A 19,766-nucleotide genomic window follows, 5' to 3' on the forward strand; every position below is an offset into this window, starting at 1 on the left:
TTAGCGGTTTAGAAGGTCAGATCGACACCAAACGTATAGACTTTGCTCTTCGGATAGGCACCCCAGTCGAGCGACGGCGTCATCGGGTTCGAGGCACGCATGCTCACCTCGGGATCGTAGCCCGAATAGCCCGTCACGACAAAGAGGTTCTGGGCCGTGAAGTAGATGCGCAGCTTCGAGACGTAGAACTTGCGCGTCCACTGCTGCGGGAAGGTGTATCCCAGCGTCATGTTCTTCAGTCGCAGGAACGAACCATCCTCGATGAAGCGCGAATAGAGCTCGTTCTTGACATAGCCGTCCCATGCCGGCACCTTGTTCGAGGCGTTGGTCGGCGTCCAGCGGTCGGCGATCTCGGCCATCATGTTCGAACGCTGGTCCTGCGTCTGCGATGCATACATGCGCGTGGCGTTGTAGACGTCGTTGCCGTAGTTGAACTGGAACATGAAGCTGAAATCGACACCCTTGTAGGACAACGTATTGGTGATACCGCCGTACCATTTCGGCGTACCGTTGCCGATGACGGTGCGGTCCTTGGTCGTGATGACGCCGTCGCCGTCGACATCCTTGTACTTGACCATACCCGGCTCAACGGCAACACCGGCATGGTCCGAGATATCGGCCACACCCTCCTTCAGCACATACTCGCCCGTGGCGGCGTTGACGTTGAAATCCGAGGTCTGGTAAACGCCGTCGAAGACGTAGCCGTAGATCAGACCCAGCGACTGCCCGATGCGGGCCGTGTAGTCGTAACCCGAATACTCGCTGTTCCAGCTGGCCGAGGTCTGCATCTCCTTCGCGTTGTCGGCCAGTTCACGCAGTTCGTTGCGGATGAACGAGATGTTCAGGTCCGTCGTCCAGCGGAAGCCGCTGCGCGAGGCGATGTTCGTCGTGTTGATCGCCAGCTCGATACCCTTGTTGCGGATCTTGCCGACGTTCTGCCACTGCGACGCGAAGCCCGTCACGTAGGGCAGGTTCGCCGCCATGAGCAGGTCCTTCGTGTCCTTGAGGAAGAAGTCGGCCGTGACGTTCAGGCGGTTGTTGAACAGACCCAGGTCCACACCGACGTTCGTACTCTGCGAAGCCTCCCACTTGATGTCCTCGTTGGCCAGCTGCTTGGGCGACAGCACCGTGATGACGTTGTTGCCGTAGCCGTACTTGCCCTGCGAATAGAGCTCCATCGAGAGGTAGTTGGTGATGCGGTCGTTACCCACCATACCCCATCCGGCACGCAGCTTGAGGTTGGAGATGACCTCCTGCTGTTTCATGAACTTCTCCTCCGAAACGCGCCATGCGGCCGAGAACGAGGGGAAGTAACCCCACTTGTTGTTCTTCGAGAAGACTGTCGAACCGTCCGCACGGATCGTCGCCGTGAAGAGGTAGCGGTCCTTGTAGTTGTAGTTACCGCGGGCGAAGAACGAGACGAGCATCTTCTCCGAGCGGTCCGAATCGGCCGTGCTCGGCGTGGCGCCCAGTCCGAGGTTGTAGTTGCCCAGGTTGTCGAACGGGAAGTCGGTGGCTCCGGCCAGCACGTATTCCGAGCCCTGGTAGGCGGTCTCCTGTCCGAGCATCACGTCAAAGGCGTGGCCATTCTTGCGCGAGTACTTGTAGGTCAGGTAGTTGTAGTTCGTCCAGCGGACATTGCGCGTCACCTGCGTCGAGCCGTAGGGGGTCTGGCCGTTGCGGTAGGCCTCCTTCGATCCGGTCATGTAGAACTTGTAGTAGCGCGTATTGGTCGTATTGTACGTACCGGCCGTCTTGAAGGTCCAGCCCTTGCCGAGTTTGAAGTTCAGGGCCACGTTGCCCGACCACATCTCGGCCTTGCGCGTGTCGACCACCGACTCGGCCTGCGTGATGGGGTTCACCTGCGAGAGCGACTCCGAGGACTCGAGCTCCAGGGGGTCGATCGCCGAATGGAGCAGCTCCTCGTCGGTCATGCGCAGACCGCCCGTGGGACGGTAACGCAGAATCTGGCCCAGGATGTTGAAACGTCCGTTGTCACCCGACGTACCCATACCGCGCTTGTCGGTATTGGCGTAGTTGACCGTGGCGTCCACGGTGAGCCACTTCGACACCTGGTGCGTAATGCGCATCTTGCCGGTGATCTTGTTGAAGCCGCTGTTGCGGAAGATACCGTTCTCGAGGTAGTCCGAGAAGGAGAATGCGTAGGTCGTCTTGTCCGAACCGCCCGAGATCGAGATGTTGTGATCCTGCGACCACGTCGGGCGGAACGTCTCGCTCTGCCAGTCGACGCCGCCGACGCCGATGTAGTCGTCGAGCGACTGGTAGCGGTAGGGATTGCCGTCCTCGTCGTTGCCCGCACGGTAGTAGGTCGTCGAGAACTTGTCGGGCCACGCCTCGGTCTGCAACTTGACGAACTCATAGGGCGAGAGCAGGTCGAGCGTCTTGGAAATCTCGCGGTAGCTGGCCGAACCGTTGTACGAAACGACCGGACGGCCCTTCTTGCCGGACTTCGTGGTCACCATCACGACGCCGTTGGCGGCGCGCGATCCGTAGATGGCCGACGAGGAGGCGTCCTTCAGCACCTCGATCGACTGAATGTCGGAATTGGCGATGTAGTCGATGTTGTCGACCTGGAAACCGTCGACGATGTAGAGCGGCGAGGTGTCACCGTTGACCGAGCCCACACCGCGCACCTTGATGTCGAAACCGGCACCCGGAGTACCGTCCGTCGCGGTAATCTGCACACCGGCGATCTGGCCGCCGAGGGCCTCCATCACCGAACCCGACTTGAAGCCCTCGACATCCTTGGCCGACACCGAGGAGACGGAACCCGTCAGGTCGCTGCGCCGCTGCGCACCGTAACCCACGACGACGATCTCGTCCATGACGTTCGCCTCGGGCTCGAGCTTGATGTCGATGGCCGTCTGCGTCGAGACCTTCACCTCCTGGGGCTTGTAGCCCAGGTAGGAGAAGACGAGCACCGCACCCTTCTGCACCGAAAGCGTGTACTTTCCGTTGATGTCGGTCGAGACACCCTGTGTCGTACCCTTGACCACGACGTTGGCTCCGATGGCGGGCTGGTCGTTCTCGTCGACGACCTTACCCGTTATCCTGTTCTGGGCCGATGCCGTGAAGGCCACGACCAGGGCGAGAAGGGCGAATACCCCTCTCAAGCCCAAGGCCCGGTTCATCATATATTTCATAAGTCTCATGTTCAGTTAGGTTTAAAATTTCTCATCGAACCAGATCCAGAGCGGGAAGACCTGCGTTCCGCCGTTGACACCGCCCTGGTTGCCGTCGGTCACATAGGTCATCTGACCCAGGAAGGCGCCGTTGGCCGCCACGTTGTTCGCGTCGATCCACTTGTTGGCGTTGACTACGACCGACTTGGTGGTCGGGTCGACGTAAAGCAGGGCCGAACCCAGACGCGACGAGTTGGAGTAGTACGATACGGGGTCTTTCGATCCGGTGTTGACAGTTGCGGAACCGACGCTCGTGTAGTACGCGGTCCACATCTGGTTCATGAAGCTGCCGGCAACACTCGGCTGTCCGTCAACGTGCGAGTCGGGACCGTTGAAGTTGTAGTAGTTGAACGTGCGGCGGTAGTCCATCAGGAACATCGCAGGCTCGACACCCGTCACAACGGGAGCCACCGACGTGCCGCCGCGGCGCGGGTTCACCTGGAAGACGAACGGCGTGTAGTGGATCGTCACACCGCTGACCGTCTGTGCGAACGAGAAGAAGACGGGCACCGTCACCGACGTTTCGCCGACCTTGCCCTTGCCGGCCGTGGCCGTCACGAGAATCAGACCGCCGTTCTTGGCATTGAAGCCCGCGGGCGAGAGTTCGCCGGTCGAGCTGTCGATCGTCGAGTTCTTGCACTGGTGCTTGATCTTGATCGACCACGTGAGCTCCGTACCGGGCTTGGCGTCGGTCGTCGGCATGAGCCTGAGCGACGTCAGTTCGTCGGCCGTGGCGCAGCGGTACTGGCTTGCATAGTTCTCCGCGGGCGACAGACCGAGGTTGTTGCCGTAGTGGATTGTCGTGAAATAGTAGGGATTCTCCTTGACCGTGAGCGAAAGCGTCGTCTCGGCCTCGCCCTTCGTGTTCGCCGCCTTGACCGGCACCTCGAACGTGCCAATCGGAATCGAGTGGCCCTTCGCGGCGGAGATGTCGCCCGTCACGGCGTCAATCGAGAGCTGCCCTTGCAGTTCGGCGGGCAGGTCGCCCAGCGAGAAGGTCACCTCGTCACCGACGAATCCGGCCTTCTTCGACGCCTTGAATTCGCCGCCCTGGATCGCCTCGACGGGATCGTAGGCGAACGTCGACGCCTCGATCGGCGCGATGTAGGCGATGACGGTCAGCTTGTAGGCCGCATCGAAGTCGGTCGAGCCGTAGCTGTTGCTCACCGTCAGATTGACCGTATAGACGTCGTCGATGGGCAGTTCGTTGCCGGCCTCCACCGAGATCACGCCCGTCGCCGGGTCGATCCGTATCTTGTCCGTCTCGGGCTCGACGCTCTTGACGGCCCAGGCCACCTCTTCGGGCGAGCCCTTCAGCGTCGGCGCCGTGCTCTGGAATGCCATGTTGTACTCCATGCGGCCCGCAGCCGAGGGATAGCGCACCTCGAGCGGTTCGCTCGTGATGCGAGCCGTCAGCAGGTCCGAATAGGTCATCGAACCGGCATAGGTCTCGATCTTGATCCCGAGGGGATAGTTGCCCGGCATGACCTCGCCGTCGAAGGTGCGGTTATAGGTAATGACGCCCTCCTTCGAGATGGTGAAGTATTCGCAGCCTTCGGTCTGCACGAGCGAGTAGTTGACGATCGAGACCGACTCACCGACGGGTTTGACCGTCACCGAAGCCTCCGTCGAGGCCAGTTCGGCATAGGGGATTTCGAGCGTCGCGGAGCTCACCTCGATCGCCTCGGGCGTCGACGGTGCCATCTGCACGACGAAGATATCCTTGAAACGGTAATTCCGGCCGCCGGCCACGCACGTCAGCGTCAGCTTGTAGACGCCGGGGGTGAGGTTGTCCGTATCGGAGATGGTGACCACGCCGCTCTCGGCATTGATCGAGAAGCAGCCGGTCTCCACGGCCGTGTCATCGAGCGTGACGCCCGCCACGGCGAAAGCCGAGGGCGCGGGACCCTTGTAGGTGGGCGTACCCGAGACGAAATTCATCGAGGGGCCGATGTCGACGACCGTGGGATAGAACAGTTGCAGGCCGCCGCTCGACGTATCATCGTTTTCGCAGGCCGTGAAGCCCGTCACACACAGGAGGGCCAGCGCTGCGAAGCACATGTTTCGAAACATTGATTTCATAGGTATTCAGGGAGTTTTGAGGTTACAGCGTATAGGTGAGCTTGTAGGTCTTGCCGCCGACCGTCACGCGCACCGTCGCACCCGAGGTCTCGGCCTCGATCGACATGGCGCACTCCTCGGCCGAAGCGTCGGCCGTGGGCAGCAGCAGCGTGGCGAAGCGCACCACGTCGTCCGAAGCCGCCTTCTCGACATTGATCTGGTAGGCCTGACGCTCCGAAGAGGTGTCGGTCTGATAGGAGACGAAGCCCTCCATGCTCTTGAACTGCGAGGCGGTTTTGCCCGTCGCCGTGCGCACGAGGAGGTTGTTGCCGTCGGCGAACTCGGTGTGGAATCCGCCCTCCTGCTCGTCGAGCACGACCTGTGCGTCGGAGCCTTCGGTGATGTTGAAGTTCAGGTTGAGGGTACCCTCGGCCGTGCCGCGGGCCTCGTCGAGCAGCACATAGAACTTGTCATCAACCATGAAGACCGTGCGGCGGTGCGTCAGGCCGGAATACGACGGGTTCTCCAGGACGAGCACCTCGTAGGCGAACGTCGACGTGGACTTCGACTCCTGCTTGAGCATGCGGCCGTCGCCCCAGACGTTCTCACCGTTGAGCGTCAGCGTATTGTGTGCCGTCGATGCGGCATACTTGCGGCGCTGGGCGTTGGACGAGGAGTTGCCTCCGTAGGTATAGCAGCCCGAATCGGGGAAGAAGTTGCGTCCCTTGACCCACAGTTCGAACGTATTGTTGTCGTACTGGCGGTGCCACTTCTCCGACGGGTCGTCGGGCGTGTTCTGGAGCACCATCATCATGTTGTCCATCGTCCAGCCCGTGCGCATCACGTAGTAACCGCCGTCGGGGAAGGTCTTGACCTTCGTGTCGGGCATCGTGCCCTGTGCTCCCGAAGTGGCCATCCACAGCATCTGCTGGTTCTCGGGGAAGAGGTTGTAGTAGTTGTTCAGGTTGCGCGTCAGCACGCTCTTGGTCCACGTGTTGCGGCGCGTGTCGGCCATGTTGGGCACCGTATAGTCGGGATAGATCATGTTCATGACCACGTCGGTCATGTTGCGCATCGCCTCGACGTAGCTTGCCGGGAAGCGGTCGGCCTGGTTGTTGACCTGTGCAAGCAGCATCGCCGAGCGGAAATCCTCGATGCTCGAAATGTGGTAGTGCAGGTCACCGTCCATGAGCCAGCCGTCGGGGAAGTACTGTGCCGTCACCTCGCGGTTGAGCACGCCCGAACCGCTGTCGACCCACGACGCCGAGTTCTTCAGCTCGGGGAAGAGCACGCCGGCATAGGTCACGGCCTGGGCCTGCGTGATGAGGTGGTTCGAGGTCGTCGAGTAGTTCTTGACGATGTGGTTGATCTGCTCGTCGAGGTGGTAGTAAACCGTAGCCAGCCACTCGGCCGTGATCGACTCCGACTGCTGGTAGTACTCCAGCAGGGCGCACTGGTCGTACATGCGCGCCGCCACGTCGAGCGGACGCCACGACCAGCCCGCATTGCGGTACTGCTCGGGCAGGTTCTCGGGATAGGTCGTATAATCAAGGTCGATGTCGGCCTTGGGATTCTGACGCAGCCAGTCGCCGTAGACCTCGATCCAGTTCTGCACGTACTTCTCGTCGCCCGTCGCATAGTAGGTCTTGGCCTGCGGAACCATCCACTGGAAGCGGTGCAGCTGGTAGCGCTGCTCCTGATCGCGCGACGGCCAGTAGGTCCAGTCGATGCCGTCGTCCTTGAGGTACGAGTACGGAATCTGCGCATCGGCATCCTCAAAGAAGTTCTTGACATAGAAGCGGTAGCCGTTCTCCTTGAGCGCGTAGTCGGCCCAGTTCTGCTCGGCGGCCGTCGGCGCCGTGTTCGCAAGGTCGACATTGGGGTTCAGGCCGTGCGTGCGGGAGCGGTAGTAGCTCAACAGTTCGTCGAGCGCCATGTAGTAGTCGCCCGAGTCATAGGCCCGCTTCACCTTCGACAGACCGCTGTAATCGAGGTCCAGCACCTCGAAGACCGAGGCGTCGATACCCTGGTTCATCGATCCCGAGCCGCTCTCGACCCACGCGGCGGCATTCTTCATCTCGGGGAAGATCGTACCGGCGCGGAAGACCGCATGGGCCTCGCGGGCCTTCAGGTCGGCATCCTCCGAATAGTTGTCCATGACATGCGCGGCCTGCTCGGCGACGTTCGAGAGGAACGACGAGAAGAGCTGCGGCGTGAAGGAGGCCGACTGCATGAAGTAGTAGAGCAGGTCGCACTGGTCCTCCAGACGGTAGGCCACGTCGATCGGGCGCCACGCATAGAGCATCTCGACCTGGTCGGCCTCGACGGGCTGCGAAGCGGGATCGCCGTCGTAGTCGATGTTGCCCGTCGGACGGGGATACTTGGCCAGCCAGTCCGAATAGACATTCGCCCAGGCCGTGAAGTACTTTTCATCGAGCGACGTGCGGTAGGCCTTGCCCTGGGGCGCCATCCACTGGAAGCGGTGCACGCGGTAGTGCTGTTCGGCGTCGGCCGACTGGGCCGTCCAGTCCAGCTTGCCCGAAACGGCATAGGAGTAGGGTTTGTCGCCGTCCATGTAGCCCTCGACATAGAAGCGGTATTCGCCGTCGGTCGCATAGTCGGCCCACGCCTGCTCCTCGGCCGTGATCGTCGGCGCGATGAGGTTGACGTTGCCGTTGACGACGTCCGTGCGGCTGCGGTAGTACTCCAGCAGCGCCTGGGCGGCCAGGTAGTACTGGCCCGATTCGTAGTAGGACTTCACGGCGGAGAGTCCCGGCTTGGAGAGGTCCAGCGCCTCGAACACCCGGGCATCGATCACACTGTTGTCGGGAGTGGCAGTCTCGGTTGTCTCCGTAGTCGTGCTCCCGCCGGCCCCCATCAGGTCATCGCTCAGACACCCCGTGAAGAACGGGACGGCAATGACAAGACAAAGTACCGGAATCTTCGTAAAGATTCGTTTCATAAGCTATTGGTTTAGGTTGTTGACTGATAATCAGAGTTGCTGCGGGTCGAGCCCCCGGAGCTTCAGGTAGCGGCCCAGCGCCTCGAGGTAGTAGTAGTCCGCATAATTGAGCGGCGTGTCGATCTCGCTGTTGGCGGGCAGGTGGCCGACGCTGTGCATCAGGATGAAACCGCCGTTGGTTCCCTTCTGCGCGAGGTAGGCGTCCGACGAGAGGTTCATCAGGAGCGTCTCGGCATAATCGAAGTACTTTTGCCCCTCGGGAACGAGCGTCGAGAGTTCGAAGAGTGCCGACGACATGACGGCTGCGGCCGAAGCGTCGCGCGGAGCCGCGGGGATGTCCGGCGCATTGTAGTCCCAGTAGGGAATGCGGTCCTCGGGCGTGGCGGGATGGTTCATAATGAAGGCGGCGATGCGCTCGGCATGGTCGAGATACCTGCGATCGCCCGTCTCACGGTAGCACATCGTATAGCCGTAGAGGCCCCACGCCTGGCCGCGCGCCCAGGCCGACGAGTCCGAATAGCCCTGGAACGTGCCCTGGCTCTCGACCGTGCCGTCGTCGTTGTAGCTCACGACATGGTACGAACTGCAGTCCTCGCGGAAGTGGTTTTTCATCGTGATGTCGGCATGACGCACGGCCACGTCGCGGTATTTCGGGTCTCCGGTGTGCTTCGAGGCCCAGAAGAGCATCTCCAGGTTCATCATGTTGTCGATGATGACCGGGTAGTTCCACTCGCCGAAGTCCCACGAGCGGATCAGGCCGATGGCCGGGTCGCAGCGCGAGATGAGGCTGTTGGCGGCCTCGACGATCACCTCGGCCGAGTGGGCGTCGTGCTCGATGAGCTGCTGGTTGCCGAAGCTGCAGAAGACCATGAAGCCCAGGTCGTGCGTCCCCTTATAATATTGTATTCCCTCCAGCCGTTCGGTATACTTGCGCGCGGCGGCATGGAGCGTCTCGTCGCCCGTCAGCCCGTAGCAGAGCCACAGCGAGCCGGGGAAGAAGCCGCTGGTCCAGTCCTTGGCGTCGATGCACTTGAATTTGGGCATCAGCGAACGCGGGAAGCCCGGGAGGGTGTCGAATTCGGCTGCGGCCTGTTCGAGCTGGAAACGCGCGCAGTCGATGCCGCGTTTCACGGCGGCGACTTTCGGATCACGGTCTGCGGTGCAGGAGGCCAGGGCGAAAAAGGCCAGCAGGCCGAGAGTCGGAAGCAGATTTTTTCTCATTCGGTTTCGGTATTAGTTCAGGTTAGACATTTTATCGCAATACAAAAATATCGAAAGGCTGCCGGAGAGAGGCCGAGAATTACATAATTGATTTTCAAAACCGCTCAAAAAGGCTTCGATTTTGTGCAGACAAATATTGAATTTGTCCAAAACGGGCCTCCGAGGGCCCTGTGACGGGGGGTCCGTACAAACAACAAAACGCGGGGGAACCGCACCTCCACGTGCGATTCCCCCGCGCTCGGCGGCGGAAAAAGTATCCGGCGGACCGTTATTTGAAGGGTGAATCCGGCTCTTTGGACATCACCCAGTAGAACATCCGGTCGAGGAACGCCGGGGCGAACTTCTTGACGAAATGGGTCGCGCGCCCCTCGGCCTCCATCAGGCAGAGGCGCTTGCGGCGCAGGATGCCGCGCCCCACGATGCGGGCCACCTGCTCGGCCGTCATCATCTTCGACTCGTCACGCGGCGTCTCGCCCTGCTGCGACCCGTCGGCCGTGAGGGCCGAGAAGCGGACGTTCGACGCCGTGAAGCCCGGGCAGGCGATCATCACGTGCAGTCCCTTCTTGAGGTTCTCGATGCGCAGCGTCTCCAGGAAGCCCGTCATGGCGTACTTCGAGGCCGAATAACCCGTGCGGCCGGGCAGTCCGTGCAGTCCCGCCACCGACGAGATGCCGACGATCGAGCCCTTCGTCGCCTGCAGATACGGCAGCGCATACTTGCAGCAGTTGACCGCGCCCCAGAAATTCACGTCCATGAGCCGGTGCAACACCGAAAGGTCCACGTCGTCGAAGATCGCACGCATCGAGAGCCCCGCATTGCAGATCAGCACGTCGATGCGCCCGTATTCGCGCACGGCCGTGTCGATGAGCGCGCGGCACTCCTCGGGTACCGTAACGTCCACGCCGCAGTAGACGGCCTGACCGCCCCGCGAGCGGATATCCCCCGCGATGAGCTGCAACTTCTGCACGCTGCGCGCGCCCAGCACCACCCGGGCGCCCTCCGCGGCGTAGACCCGGGCCATTGCCTCGCCGATACCCGACGAAGCGCCGGTGATCACGATCACCTTCTCCTTGAGTGTTTTCATTGTGTCAGATTGAATTTTCCTCCTCCCGGCCGCCGACCTCCACGCTCAAGCCGTCCCAGGCGAGCCGGACGCCCGGAGGCATCGTCGGCTCCGTCGCGGCGTGCAGCCCGATTTCGTGGGACATGTGCGTGAGGTAGGCCGCACGCGGCGCAACGCGGCGGATGAGCGCCAGGGCCTCGGCCACATTGAAATGCGACGGATGCTCCTTGAAACGCAGGGCGTTGACCACCAGGGTGTCCACCCCGGCGAGCTTCTCCACCTCGGCATCGGCGATCGTCTTGAAATCGGTCAGGTAGGCCAGCGGCCCGATGCGGTAGCCCGTCACGGTGAACCGCTCCGAGTGGCGGCCCGACACGGGCACGACCTCCACCCCGCAGACCGTGAACGGCCGCTCCGTGTCGATCTCGTGCAGTTCGATCTCGGGAGCCCCGCGGTACTTGTCCTGCTCGAAGGCGTAGTCGAAATCCTTGCGCACGCACGCCAGCGTCCGCGGCGCGGCATAGATGTCCACGCGGTGGATCGTCGGCGGGTAGTCAACGAAATTGAAGGCCCGCACGTCGTCCAGACCGCCGATGTGGTCCTTGTGCTCGTGCGTCAGCAGGATGCCGTCGATGTGCCGCACGCCGGCGCGGAGCATCTGGTAGCGGAAATCGGGCCCGGCGTCGATGACCAGCCGCACGCCGCGCGTCTCGACCATGGCCGAGGTGCGCAGGCGCCGGTCCCGGGGGTCGGGCGACGCACAGACCCCGCAGCGGCAGCCGATGACGGGCACGCCCTGCGAAGTACCGGTTCCCAGAAATGTGAGTCTCATGGCGGCAAATTTAATAAAAATATGGCAACGGCGCACCGCCGGGCGGAAGAATCACCGCAAAGGGGGTGTCGACCGGTGCCGGAAGCGTCTTATGTACCTTTTGCAACCGCAAATATACGTTTTGAGAGATCGGAAAGGCTCCGTCCGGATAATTTTGCAGTACGGAAGCGGGGCAACACCCGCAACCGTTCCACCCATCAAAAAACAAACCCATCCGGACGTCCCGATCCGTGCGACGTCCATCCGACGGATGCGGAATCGCAATACTTTCTGCGCCTGGAAGTTGCGATCCGCATTCCGTTTTTTTCAGGGCCCGGCGGACGCCCGCATCTCCCCGGCCGGAGAGACCCGGAGCGAAAAAAATTTTCATTTTCGGTATTTTTTTCGTACCTTGTTATTGATGTATCGCTATGCACTGACATATTTTCTCAACGGGGCGTCGCTCATGTTCTTCCTGGCGGGTTGCATCCGCGTGGCGGGCTATGCCCGCAGGACCAATTCGAAGCCCCACCTGCTCTTTGCCATCTGCATGGGGTGGATGGCCCTGATCCAGGTCAAGGAGTTCTTCTGCAACTTCATCCCCTTCTACAACTACGAGGTGCTCGGCCCCGCCTTCACCTTTCCGGACCTCTTCACGGTGCCGCTGCTGTCGCTCTTCTTCTTCGAGCTGGTCATGCCCGGACGAATCGACTTGCGCTACGCCCTGCGGCTGCTCGCCCCCTTCCTGCTGCTCGGAGGCATCTATGCCCTGACGCTCTGCTTCCAGCCGCGCACGGTCTACGAATCGATGGAGTCGCTCGTCGATGACCTGCCCGCCGTACAGCCCACCGTGCTGCTCCTCTACACGGTCTACGCCGCCGGATACTGCCTCTTCGCATTCATCCGCATCGTCCGCTTCTCGCTGCTCTACGCCGAGCAGATCGCCCAGGCATACTCCTTCACCGAACGCATCCACCTGCGCTGGATGCGCTGGATGTCGGGCATTCTGGCCTTCTACCTGATCTCCTACGTCGGCATCATCTCGTTCACGATATCGGGCGTCTACATCGTCTTCACGTTCGCCATGTCATTGAGCGTCTGGGCCCTGCTATACAGCTGCATCATGCAGTACCGCATCCCGAAGATCATCCTCAACTACTGGCAGTCGCAGCCCGCCGCGGAGCCGCAGTCCGAGGAGAACATCTCGGAGAAGAACGAACGGATCGAAAACCTGCGCCGACAGGTCGACGAGGCCATCGGGACGCGGCAGCTCTACCTCAACCCGGGGCTGACGATCGTGGACCTGGCCGCCGAATGCGGGACCAACCGCACGCACCTCTCGCAGTTCTTCAACAACGAGTTGGGGCTCTCCTTCCGCGACTACATCAACCGCCGCCGCGTGGAGCACGCCGTGCAGCTGATGACCGAACGGAACTACAAGATCGACGAGCTGGCCCTGCTCTCGGGCTTCGGCAGCACCACGACCTTCTACCGGGCCTTCGCCCGGGAAAAGGGCATGACGCCCCAAAAATGGCAGGAGCAGCACGCAGCCGAAGCGCCGCACGGCGAAGCGGAAGGCCTCGCCTCCGGAGCCGCCGAAGCGGCCGGAAAGACGGATGCAACCGAGGCTACCGGAGAAGCGGATGCGGCCGAGGCGTTCGCCCCGAGCGAATAGCAACCCGACCGGCCGGTCCCGCCACACCAGTTCCGTCACATCGGTCCCGTCACATCGGTCCCGTCACATCGGTCCCGCCACACCGGTCCTGCCACACAGGTCCCGTCACACAGGTCCCGTCACACAGGTCCCGTCACACCTCCTGCACACGGAAGCCGGCGGCTCATCCGAAATGAACCGCCGGCTTCCGCGCTGCCGCAACGCCACTCACATCGCCTGCTCGATATTCCAGACAAAGGCGCGCGAACCCTGCATGCGGGTGGCGGCGTCCATCTCCCGGAAAGCCTCCAGCAGCGGCGCAACCTGCTCATCGCCGACGATGGCCAGAATCGAGGCGTTCATCGAGGGCCAGGCGTGCGTTCCGTAGTGGGGTTCGCCGTCGACCGAGCCGCGGCCCTCGGTCAGCGCCCAGCGCGTGAAACCGCGGATGCCCTGCCGGTCCAGAATGGCATTCACCCGGTCGGTCAGAGCCTGGTTATAGGAGAGAAATACTGCTTTCATGGTCTGTCTTGCATTTATTGGTTGTCCGTGTCCTGTGCCGCGGCGAGACGCGCCTGCTTCTCACGGGCCTTGCGCTGCGAGCGGTTCACCAGAATCGAATAGAGCGCCGGCACGATGAAGAGCGTCAGAATCGTCGAGAAGGTCAGGCCGCCGATTACGGCAATGCCCATCGGCTGCCACGTCTCCGACCCGGCGCCCGTGCCGATGGCCAGCGGCAGCATGCCCAGAATCGTCGTGAACGAGGTCATGAGCACCGGACGCAGACGGCTTCTGCCGCCGGCAATCACGGCGTCGAAAACGCCCGAACCGCGCTCGATGAGCAGGTTCATGTAGTCGACCATCACGATGCCGTTCTTCGTGACGATGCCCACGAGCATGATGGCGCCGATCAGGGCGATGAGCGACAGCGGCGTGGAGGTCATCCACAGCGCCAGGAAGACGCCCGTGAAGGCGAACGGGATGGTGAACATGATGATGAAGGGGAACTTCAGCGACTCGAACTGCGTGGCCATGACGATGTAGACGAGCAGGATGATGAGGATGAGCAGCATGCCCAGGTCGGAGAAGGCGTCGCCCTGGTCCTCGACCGTACCGCCCACCTCGAGATCGACGCCGTCCGGCACGGCATAGCCGTCGATGAGCCGCTGCGCCTCGGCCACCACGTCGCCCAGCGCCACACCGGCCCCGAGCGACGACTCGACGGAGATGACACGCTGGCGGTTCTCGCGCTGGATCTCCGGCGCGGCGAACTCCTCCTGCACGTGCCCCACCTCGCGGAGCTTCACGGGGCGGCCCTGCGCGTTGTAGAGCGTGATGTTCTCCACATCCTCGATGCGCGTGCGGAACGGCTCGGCATAGCGCACGACGATGTCGTACTCGTCGCCGTCCTCGCGGTACTTCGACGCCACGAGGCCGTCGATGCGGTTGCGCACGGCCTGCGACGCCGTGGCGCTGTTCATGCCGTAATAGGAGAGGCGGTCGCGGTCGAAGACGACGTTGTACTCCGGACGCAGGTCGTCGCGCGAGAGCTTCACGTCGCGCACGCCCGGAAGCGTCCGCATCTTCTCCTTCAGGTCGTTCGCGATGGCGTTCGTCTGGTCCATGTCGTAGCCGAAGACCTTGATGTCCACCGTGGCCGCACCGCCCACCATGCCGCCCATCGCGCCGCCGGGCGTAACCGTGTACTGGCGTATCTCGGGAATCCCGTCGAGGTCCTTGCGCAGCAGGTCCGAAATCACGTAGATCGACCGCCCGCGCTGCTCGACGTCCGTCAGGCGGATGTTGTAGTTGATGATGTGCGAACCGGTGGTCTGCATCGCCGCAAAGGCGTTGTCCGAGGAGTTCGCTCCGGCCGAGGCCGAGACGAGCACGACTTCGGGATACTTCGCATAGAGGATGCTGTCGATCTGCCGCGCGATGCGCGAGGTGTACTCCACGGAGATGTTCTGTTCGAGCTCCACGGTCGCCGCGATGCGGTTGTTGTCCGACGGCGGAAAAAACTCCGTGGGCACCTGCGTGACGAGCCCCAGCGAGACGACGAAGAGCCCCATCATCGAGAAGACCGAGATGCGGCGGTGATGCACGACCCAGTCGAGCGACCGCGCATAGGCGTCGTCGAGCCACGTCAGCGCCCGGTCGACGGGCTTGTAGATGACACCCAGCCCCCTGTAGTCGTGCACGCCGCCCTCGCTGCGGAGCATGTAGGCCGACATCATCGGGGTGAGCGAGATGGCCGCGGTCGTCGAGACGCAGACCACGATCGTCACGATCCAGCCCAGCTCGCGGAAGAGGATGCCCGCCATACCCGGCACCATCGTCAGCGGCAGGAACACCGCGACGACCACGAGCGTCGTGGCGATGACCGAGAGCCACACCTCGTTGGTGGCGTAGATGGCCGCCTCCTTCGGGCTCGAGCCCCGCTCGATGTGGGTGGTGATGTTCTCCAGCACCACGATGGCGTCGTCGACGACCATGCCGATGGCGATCGAGAGCGACGAGAGCGAGATGATGTTGATCGTCGAGCCCGTGGCGAAGAGGTAGATGAACGAGCAGATCAGCGACACGGGGATCGTCATGCAGATAATCAGCGTGGCGCGCCACCGCCCGAGAAAAGCCATCACGACGAGCACCACGAAGATGAAGGCGTAGAGCACCGTCTCCGAGAGCGAGTGGATGGCGTCGGTGATCTCCTGCGATCCCTCGAAGATGAGCTCCATCTTCACGTCCTTGGGCAGCGACTTCTGGATTGCGGGCAGGCGCCGCTGAATCTCGCGGACGATGTTCACCGTATTGGCGCCCGACTGCTTCTGGAACATCACGCGCACGCCCCGCTGGCCGTTCACGCGTTCGTCCATCGTCGCCTTCTCGAGCGTGTCGCGGATCTCGGCCACGTCCGTGAGCATCACCGTGCGCCCCCCGGCATTCGAGACGACGACCTTGCGCAGCACGTCCGAAAGGTCGAACTCGCCGTCGGCCTTGATGTTGAAGGTGTTGTTGCCGATGTCGATCGTGCCGCTCGGGATGTTGACGTTCTCGGCGGCGATGATCTGCCCGAGCTGCTCGACCGAGAGGCCGTAGGCATCGAGCTTCGTGGGGTCGACGTTGACCTGCACCTCACGCTCCGGCGCCCCGATGACCGACACGGCGCCCACGCCGTCGACGCGGTTCAGGACGTTGACCAGCTTGTCGTCGAGAATCTTGCTCAATGCAGGATAGCTCTCCTCGGCCGTCACGGCAAGCATCATAATCGGCATCATCGAGGTCGAGAACTTGAAAATCGTCGGGTAGTCGACCTCGTCGGGCAGCATCGACTGCACGCGCGAGACCACGTCGCGGATTTCGTTGGCCCCCTCGTTCAGGTCGGAGCCGTACTCGAACTCGACGTTGATGAGCGAGACGTTGTCCTGCGACTTGGAGGTCAGTTTCTTGAGGTTGTTCACCGTGTTCAGGTTGTCCTCCAGCACACGCGTGATGTTGGTCTCGATGTCGGCGGCATTGGCGCCGGGATACATCGTGATGACCGATATCTGGGGTATCTCGATCTCGGGATACTGGTCCACGGAGAGCCTCGACAGCGAGAAGAGTCCGAAGACCATCACGCCGACGAAGAGCAGGACCGTGGAGATCGGTTTGCGAACGGCACTTTCGTAGATTTTCATGGATCAGGGGCGCCCCGGGCGCATTTTACGTTTCGACTTGTGAGCGGAGGGCGGGTTATTCGTCGAGCACCTCGACCGCAGCGCCGTCATAGAGCCGCGAGAGCGCCGTCGTGGCGACCTGCTCGCCCGGCGCGACACCCCGCAGGATGTCCACACGGTCGCCGATCTGCCGCCCGACCTCCACCGAACGGCGCTCGGCCACCGTATCGCCGACGATGACGTAGAGGTAGCGCTCGGCCGTGCCGACCTGCTTCTGGATGGCAACGTCCGGAACGAGCGTGCCGGGCTTCTCCCCCATGTCGAAGGTCGTGCGGGCGTACATGCCCGGACGCAGCGTCCCCCGCGTGTTGGGCACGCGCACCTCAACCCGGAAGGTGCGCGTCGCGGCATCGAGCGCCGGGTAGATCAGCGACACCGTCCCGGTGAACTCCTCGTCGGGGAAGATGTCCACCCGCAGGTCGACCGGCATGCCGACCTTCACCTCGGGATAGTACTGCTCCGAGATGTTGACCAGCACCTTCAGCGGGTCGATCTGCATCACGTGCAGAATCGGCTGCCCGGTGAGCAGGTCCCCGGCCTCGGCATTGCGCGCCGTGACCACGCCCGTCAGGGGCGAGCGGTACTCGATGTTGCGCTTGAGGTTGGCGACCACCTCGCGCTGCACGTCGAGCTGGGCCCGCGCCTGCTGAATCTGCTGCGCCGAGATGCCGCCCGCCTCGTAGACGGGCAGCAGGCGGTTGTAGTCGTCCTCGATCGTGCGCAGCTGCACGAGCTGCTGCGTATACTGCGTCGGGTCGAGCGTCACGAGCAGGTCGCCCTCCCGCACGGCGTCGCCCACGTCGACCAGGATGCGGTCGATATGCACGCCCGAGGCCGCCGGCGTGATATCGTTCTCGCGGAAGGGTTCGATCTCCGAGGTGAAGACCTCCGTCAGGCGCACGGGCGTCGGATCCGCAGCCACGGACTTCGTCAGCACCGCCGCGGCGGTCTGCTCGGCAACGGCGGCGCCCCGGCCCCCGCATGCGGTCAGCACCCCGGCCGCCGCAATCAGAATCAGGATTTGCTTCATGGTATCTTGCAGTTTCATTTCGTCGTCACTGTTCCCGCCCGATGATGCGGTCGTACTCGGCCTTCGCCGACAGGTAGTCGTAGATGGCCTGCGAATAGTTGAGCTGCGCCTGCGTCTGCGCCAGCTGCGCCGAGTTGAGCTCGAGAATCGTGCCGGCTCCCGCGCGATAGCGCGTGTCGGAGATGCGGTAGGCCTTGCGGGCCTGCTCGACGGTCTTCTCCTGCGCGAACATCGTCTCGCGCGCCGTCATCAGGTCGTTGAGCGCCGAGCGCACCTGCACGTCGAGCTGCTGCCGCGCATAGTCGCGCTGGAGCCCCAGCTGCGCAATCTGGTTGCGCAGCTCGCGCGCCCGGTTGGCCTTCACGAGCCCCGAGAAGAGCGGCACCGAGAGCCGCACCCCCGCATAGAGGGGATGCTGCCAGAAGTAGCCCTCCTTGACGCTCGACATGCCGCCGCCCGCCATATCGAACTTCACCGTACCCATGTTGTTGCCCGTGAGCGTGAAGTTGCCGAAGGCCGCAAGCGTCGGCAGGCGGCCCGCATTCTCGGCCCGTAGTTGCAGGCGGAGCATCTCCTCCTGCAGTTCGAGCTGCCGCAGGTCGGAGTTCTCCCCGAGGTCGACCGTCAGGCCGTCGGTCCCGGCGAGCACCTCGCCGCGCAGCGCGTCGAGCTCCCCGACCGCCTCGATCTCCACCTCCCCGGGGATCGAGAGGTACATCTTGAGCATAAGTTTCGCCAGCCGGATCGAGGTCTCGGTCTGGAGGATCGCCGGACGCAGGTTGCTCAACTGCACCTGGGCCGTGAGCAGGTCGTACTCCGAGGCCAGGCCGTTGTCGTACTGCACCTGCGTATCCTCGACCGTGCGGCGCACGGTCGCCTCCGACTCGTGCAGCACGGCGAGCGACTGCTCGGCCAGCAGGATGTTGTAGAAGGCCTTTTTGACCTCGGCGACAAGGTCGATGCGCGACGCCCGCGCCGCCTCGACGGCCGAGGCCATCTGCGCGGTGTTGAGCCGGAGCATGCGGTAGACCTGCGGCGCGAAGAGCGGCAGCGAGGCGTCCACCGCACCGCTTACGGTCGTATAGGGGTCGCTGCCGAGCGAAAAGCCCTTCGACATCTGCTGCACGATGAAGTTGTGGTTGAGCTGTCCGCTCACCGAGACCTGCGGCAGCAGCGCACCCCACGTCTGGCGCTTCACGTAGTCGTAGCGCGCCACCTCCATCTCCGCCACGCGGACCGTGGGGTTCTCGCTCAACGCCAGGTCGAGCGCACCGGCCAGCGTCAGCCGCAGCTGCGCCGTCGCGGCGCCAGGCCCCCCGATGAGGAGCATCAGGCTCAAGATCAGTTTTCTCATATCGTCGGTCGTTATCCTTTCATATTTTCCCTTTGTGCACGGGATCGTAGCGCTTCAGGTAGTCGTCCACGAGCTCCAGCCCCCGGGCCGTCGAGATGCCGCGGAAGAAGTTGCTGATGATCTGCACGAAGACCTCGCGTTCGGAGAGCCCCTCGGGCAGGATCAGGTCCTTGCGCGTGACGATGGCCGAAGCCGTGTAGTAGAGCACCGAGATGGCCAGGTCGATGTTGAAACGGTCGATGAAGAGCCCCTGGGCGATCCCCTCCCCGAGCATGCGGCGGAGCGTCTCGCGCATCTTCATGAAGCCCTCCTTCATGCAGCGGTCGTACACCGCCGGGTAGAACTTCCGCAGGTTGTCGAACATGCGGCCCGTCTCCCCCGCCGTGTCCATCACGTCCGCCAGCACCATGAAGAGGGCCTCGAGCACGTTGCCCGCCCCGGCGCTCAACTGCTCGCGGCGCCGGCGCGTATGGCCGAAATAGCAGGTCAGGGCCTGATAGAGCAGCCCCTCCTTGTCGCCGAACAGCTCATAAAGCGTCCGCTTCGACACGCCCAGCTGCTGTGCGATGTCATCCATGCGCACGGCCCGGATTCCCTGCGTCACGAACATCTGCATGGCCTGTTCGACAATCCGTTCTTTCTGTGTCATGGTCCGAATCGATTGGTTGCGTTACAAATATAGGAATAA

The 19,766-nt window shown here is 62.7% G+C and carries 13 protein-coding genes; 1 reads left to right on the top strand and 12 read right to left on the bottom strand.

Going from position 1 to position 19,766, the window contains the following annotated elements; translation table 11 throughout:
* Positions 1 to 8 precede the first annotated feature (8 nt).
* The 7 genes from Q1Y33_RS02350 to Q1Y33_RS02380 all read right to left on the bottom strand — a co-directional run bounded on the left by Q1Y33_RS02350 (position 9) and on the right by Q1Y33_RS02380 (position 11,712).
* The gene (locus Q1Y33_RS02350; RefSeq protein WP_300797979.1) at positions 9 to 3,164 is read right to left on the bottom strand and encodes a TonB-dependent receptor; all 3,156 of its coding nucleotides are present in this window, start codon (positions 3,162 to 3,164) and stop codon (positions 9 to 11) included.
* A gap of 21 nt (positions 3,165 to 3,185) precedes the next feature.
* Positions 3,186 to 5,285: a surface glycan-binding family protein gene (locus Q1Y33_RS02355; RefSeq protein WP_300797854.1), complete on the bottom strand. Its 2,100-nt coding sequence runs from the start codon at positions 5,283 to 5,285 to the stop codon at positions 3,186 to 3,188.
* A gap of 22 nt (positions 5,286 to 5,307) precedes the next feature.
* Positions 5,308 to 8,226 carry a heparin-sulfate lyase HepC gene (gene hepC, locus Q1Y33_RS02360; protein ID WP_300797856.1) on the bottom strand — a complete coding sequence of 973 codons (2,919 nt, stop codon included), beginning with the start codon at positions 8,224 to 8,226 and terminating at the stop codon, positions 5,308 to 5,310.
* Between the two features lie 30 nt (positions 8,227 to 8,256).
* On the bottom strand, positions 8,257 to 9,447 hold the full coding sequence (locus Q1Y33_RS02365) for a glycoside hydrolase family 88 protein (RefSeq protein ID WP_300797858.1): 1,191 nt from the start codon (positions 9,445 to 9,447) through the stop codon (positions 8,257 to 8,259).
* Between the two features lie 268 nt (positions 9,448 to 9,715).
* Positions 9,716 to 10,531, bottom strand: a complete 816-nt coding sequence (locus tag Q1Y33_RS02370) for an SDR family oxidoreductase (RefSeq protein ID WP_300797886.1) — start codon at positions 10,529 to 10,531, stop codon at positions 9,716 to 9,718.
* A gap of 4 nt (positions 10,532 to 10,535) precedes the next feature.
* Positions 10,536 to 11,342: an MBL fold metallo-hydrolase gene (locus Q1Y33_RS02375; protein ID WP_300797888.1), complete on the bottom strand. Its 807-nt coding sequence runs from the start codon at positions 11,340 to 11,342 to the stop codon at positions 10,536 to 10,538.
* A 10-nt stretch (positions 11,343 to 11,352) separates the two neighbouring features.
* Positions 11,353 to 11,712, bottom strand: coding sequence for a hypothetical protein (locus Q1Y33_RS02380; protein WP_300797890.1), 360 nt, complete (start codon positions 11,710 to 11,712; stop codon positions 11,353 to 11,355).
* A 30-nt stretch (positions 11,713 to 11,742) separates the two neighbouring features.
* On the opposite strand from Q1Y33_RS02380, the gene Q1Y33_RS02385 reads away from it, so the two are divergent.
* Positions 11,743 to 12,996 (top strand): AraC family transcriptional regulator, encoded by a 1,254-nt coding sequence (locus Q1Y33_RS02385; protein WP_300797892.1) that lies wholly within the window; start codon positions 11,743 to 11,745, stop codon positions 12,994 to 12,996.
* 207 nt (positions 12,997 to 13,203) lie between these two features.
* On the opposite strand, the gene Q1Y33_RS02390 is transcribed toward Q1Y33_RS02385, so the two are convergent.
* Genes Q1Y33_RS02390 through Q1Y33_RS02410 form a run of 5 tightly spaced genes read right to left on the bottom strand, consistent with a single transcriptional unit; the run spans position 13,204 to position 19,727 of the window.
* A complete protein-coding gene (locus Q1Y33_RS02390) occupies positions 13,204 to 13,497 on the bottom strand; it encodes a PG0541 family transporter-associated protein (protein ID WP_300797894.1) in 294 nt (97 codons plus the stop codon).
* A gap of 14 nt (positions 13,498 to 13,511) precedes the next feature.
* A complete protein-coding gene (locus Q1Y33_RS02395; RefSeq protein ID WP_300797896.1) occupies positions 13,512 to 16,655 on the bottom strand; it encodes an efflux RND transporter permease subunit in 3,144 nt (1,047 codons plus the stop codon).
* Positions 16,656 to 16,710: 55 nt separating this feature from the next.
* Positions 16,711 to 17,724 carry an efflux RND transporter periplasmic adaptor subunit gene (locus Q1Y33_RS02400; RefSeq protein ID WP_300797898.1) on the bottom strand — a complete coding sequence of 338 codons (1,014 nt, stop codon included), beginning with the start codon at positions 17,722 to 17,724 and terminating at the stop codon, positions 16,711 to 16,713.
* Positions 17,725 to 17,749: 25 nt separating this feature from the next.
* On the bottom strand, positions 17,750 to 19,078 hold the full coding sequence (locus Q1Y33_RS02405) for a TolC family protein (RefSeq protein WP_300797900.1): 1,329 nt from the start codon (positions 19,076 to 19,078) through the stop codon (positions 17,750 to 17,752).
* A 19-nt stretch (positions 19,079 to 19,097) separates the two neighbouring features.
* On the bottom strand, positions 19,098 to 19,727 hold the full coding sequence (locus tag Q1Y33_RS02410; RefSeq protein WP_300797902.1) for a TetR/AcrR family transcriptional regulator: 630 nt from the start codon (positions 19,725 to 19,727) through the stop codon (positions 19,098 to 19,100).
* Positions 19,728 to 19,766 lie beyond the last annotated feature (39 nt).

It is taken from the genome of uncultured Alistipes sp. (assembly GCF_949296715.1).
Classification (GTDB): Bacteria; Bacteroidota; Bacteroidia; order Bacteroidales; family Rikenellaceae; genus Alistipes.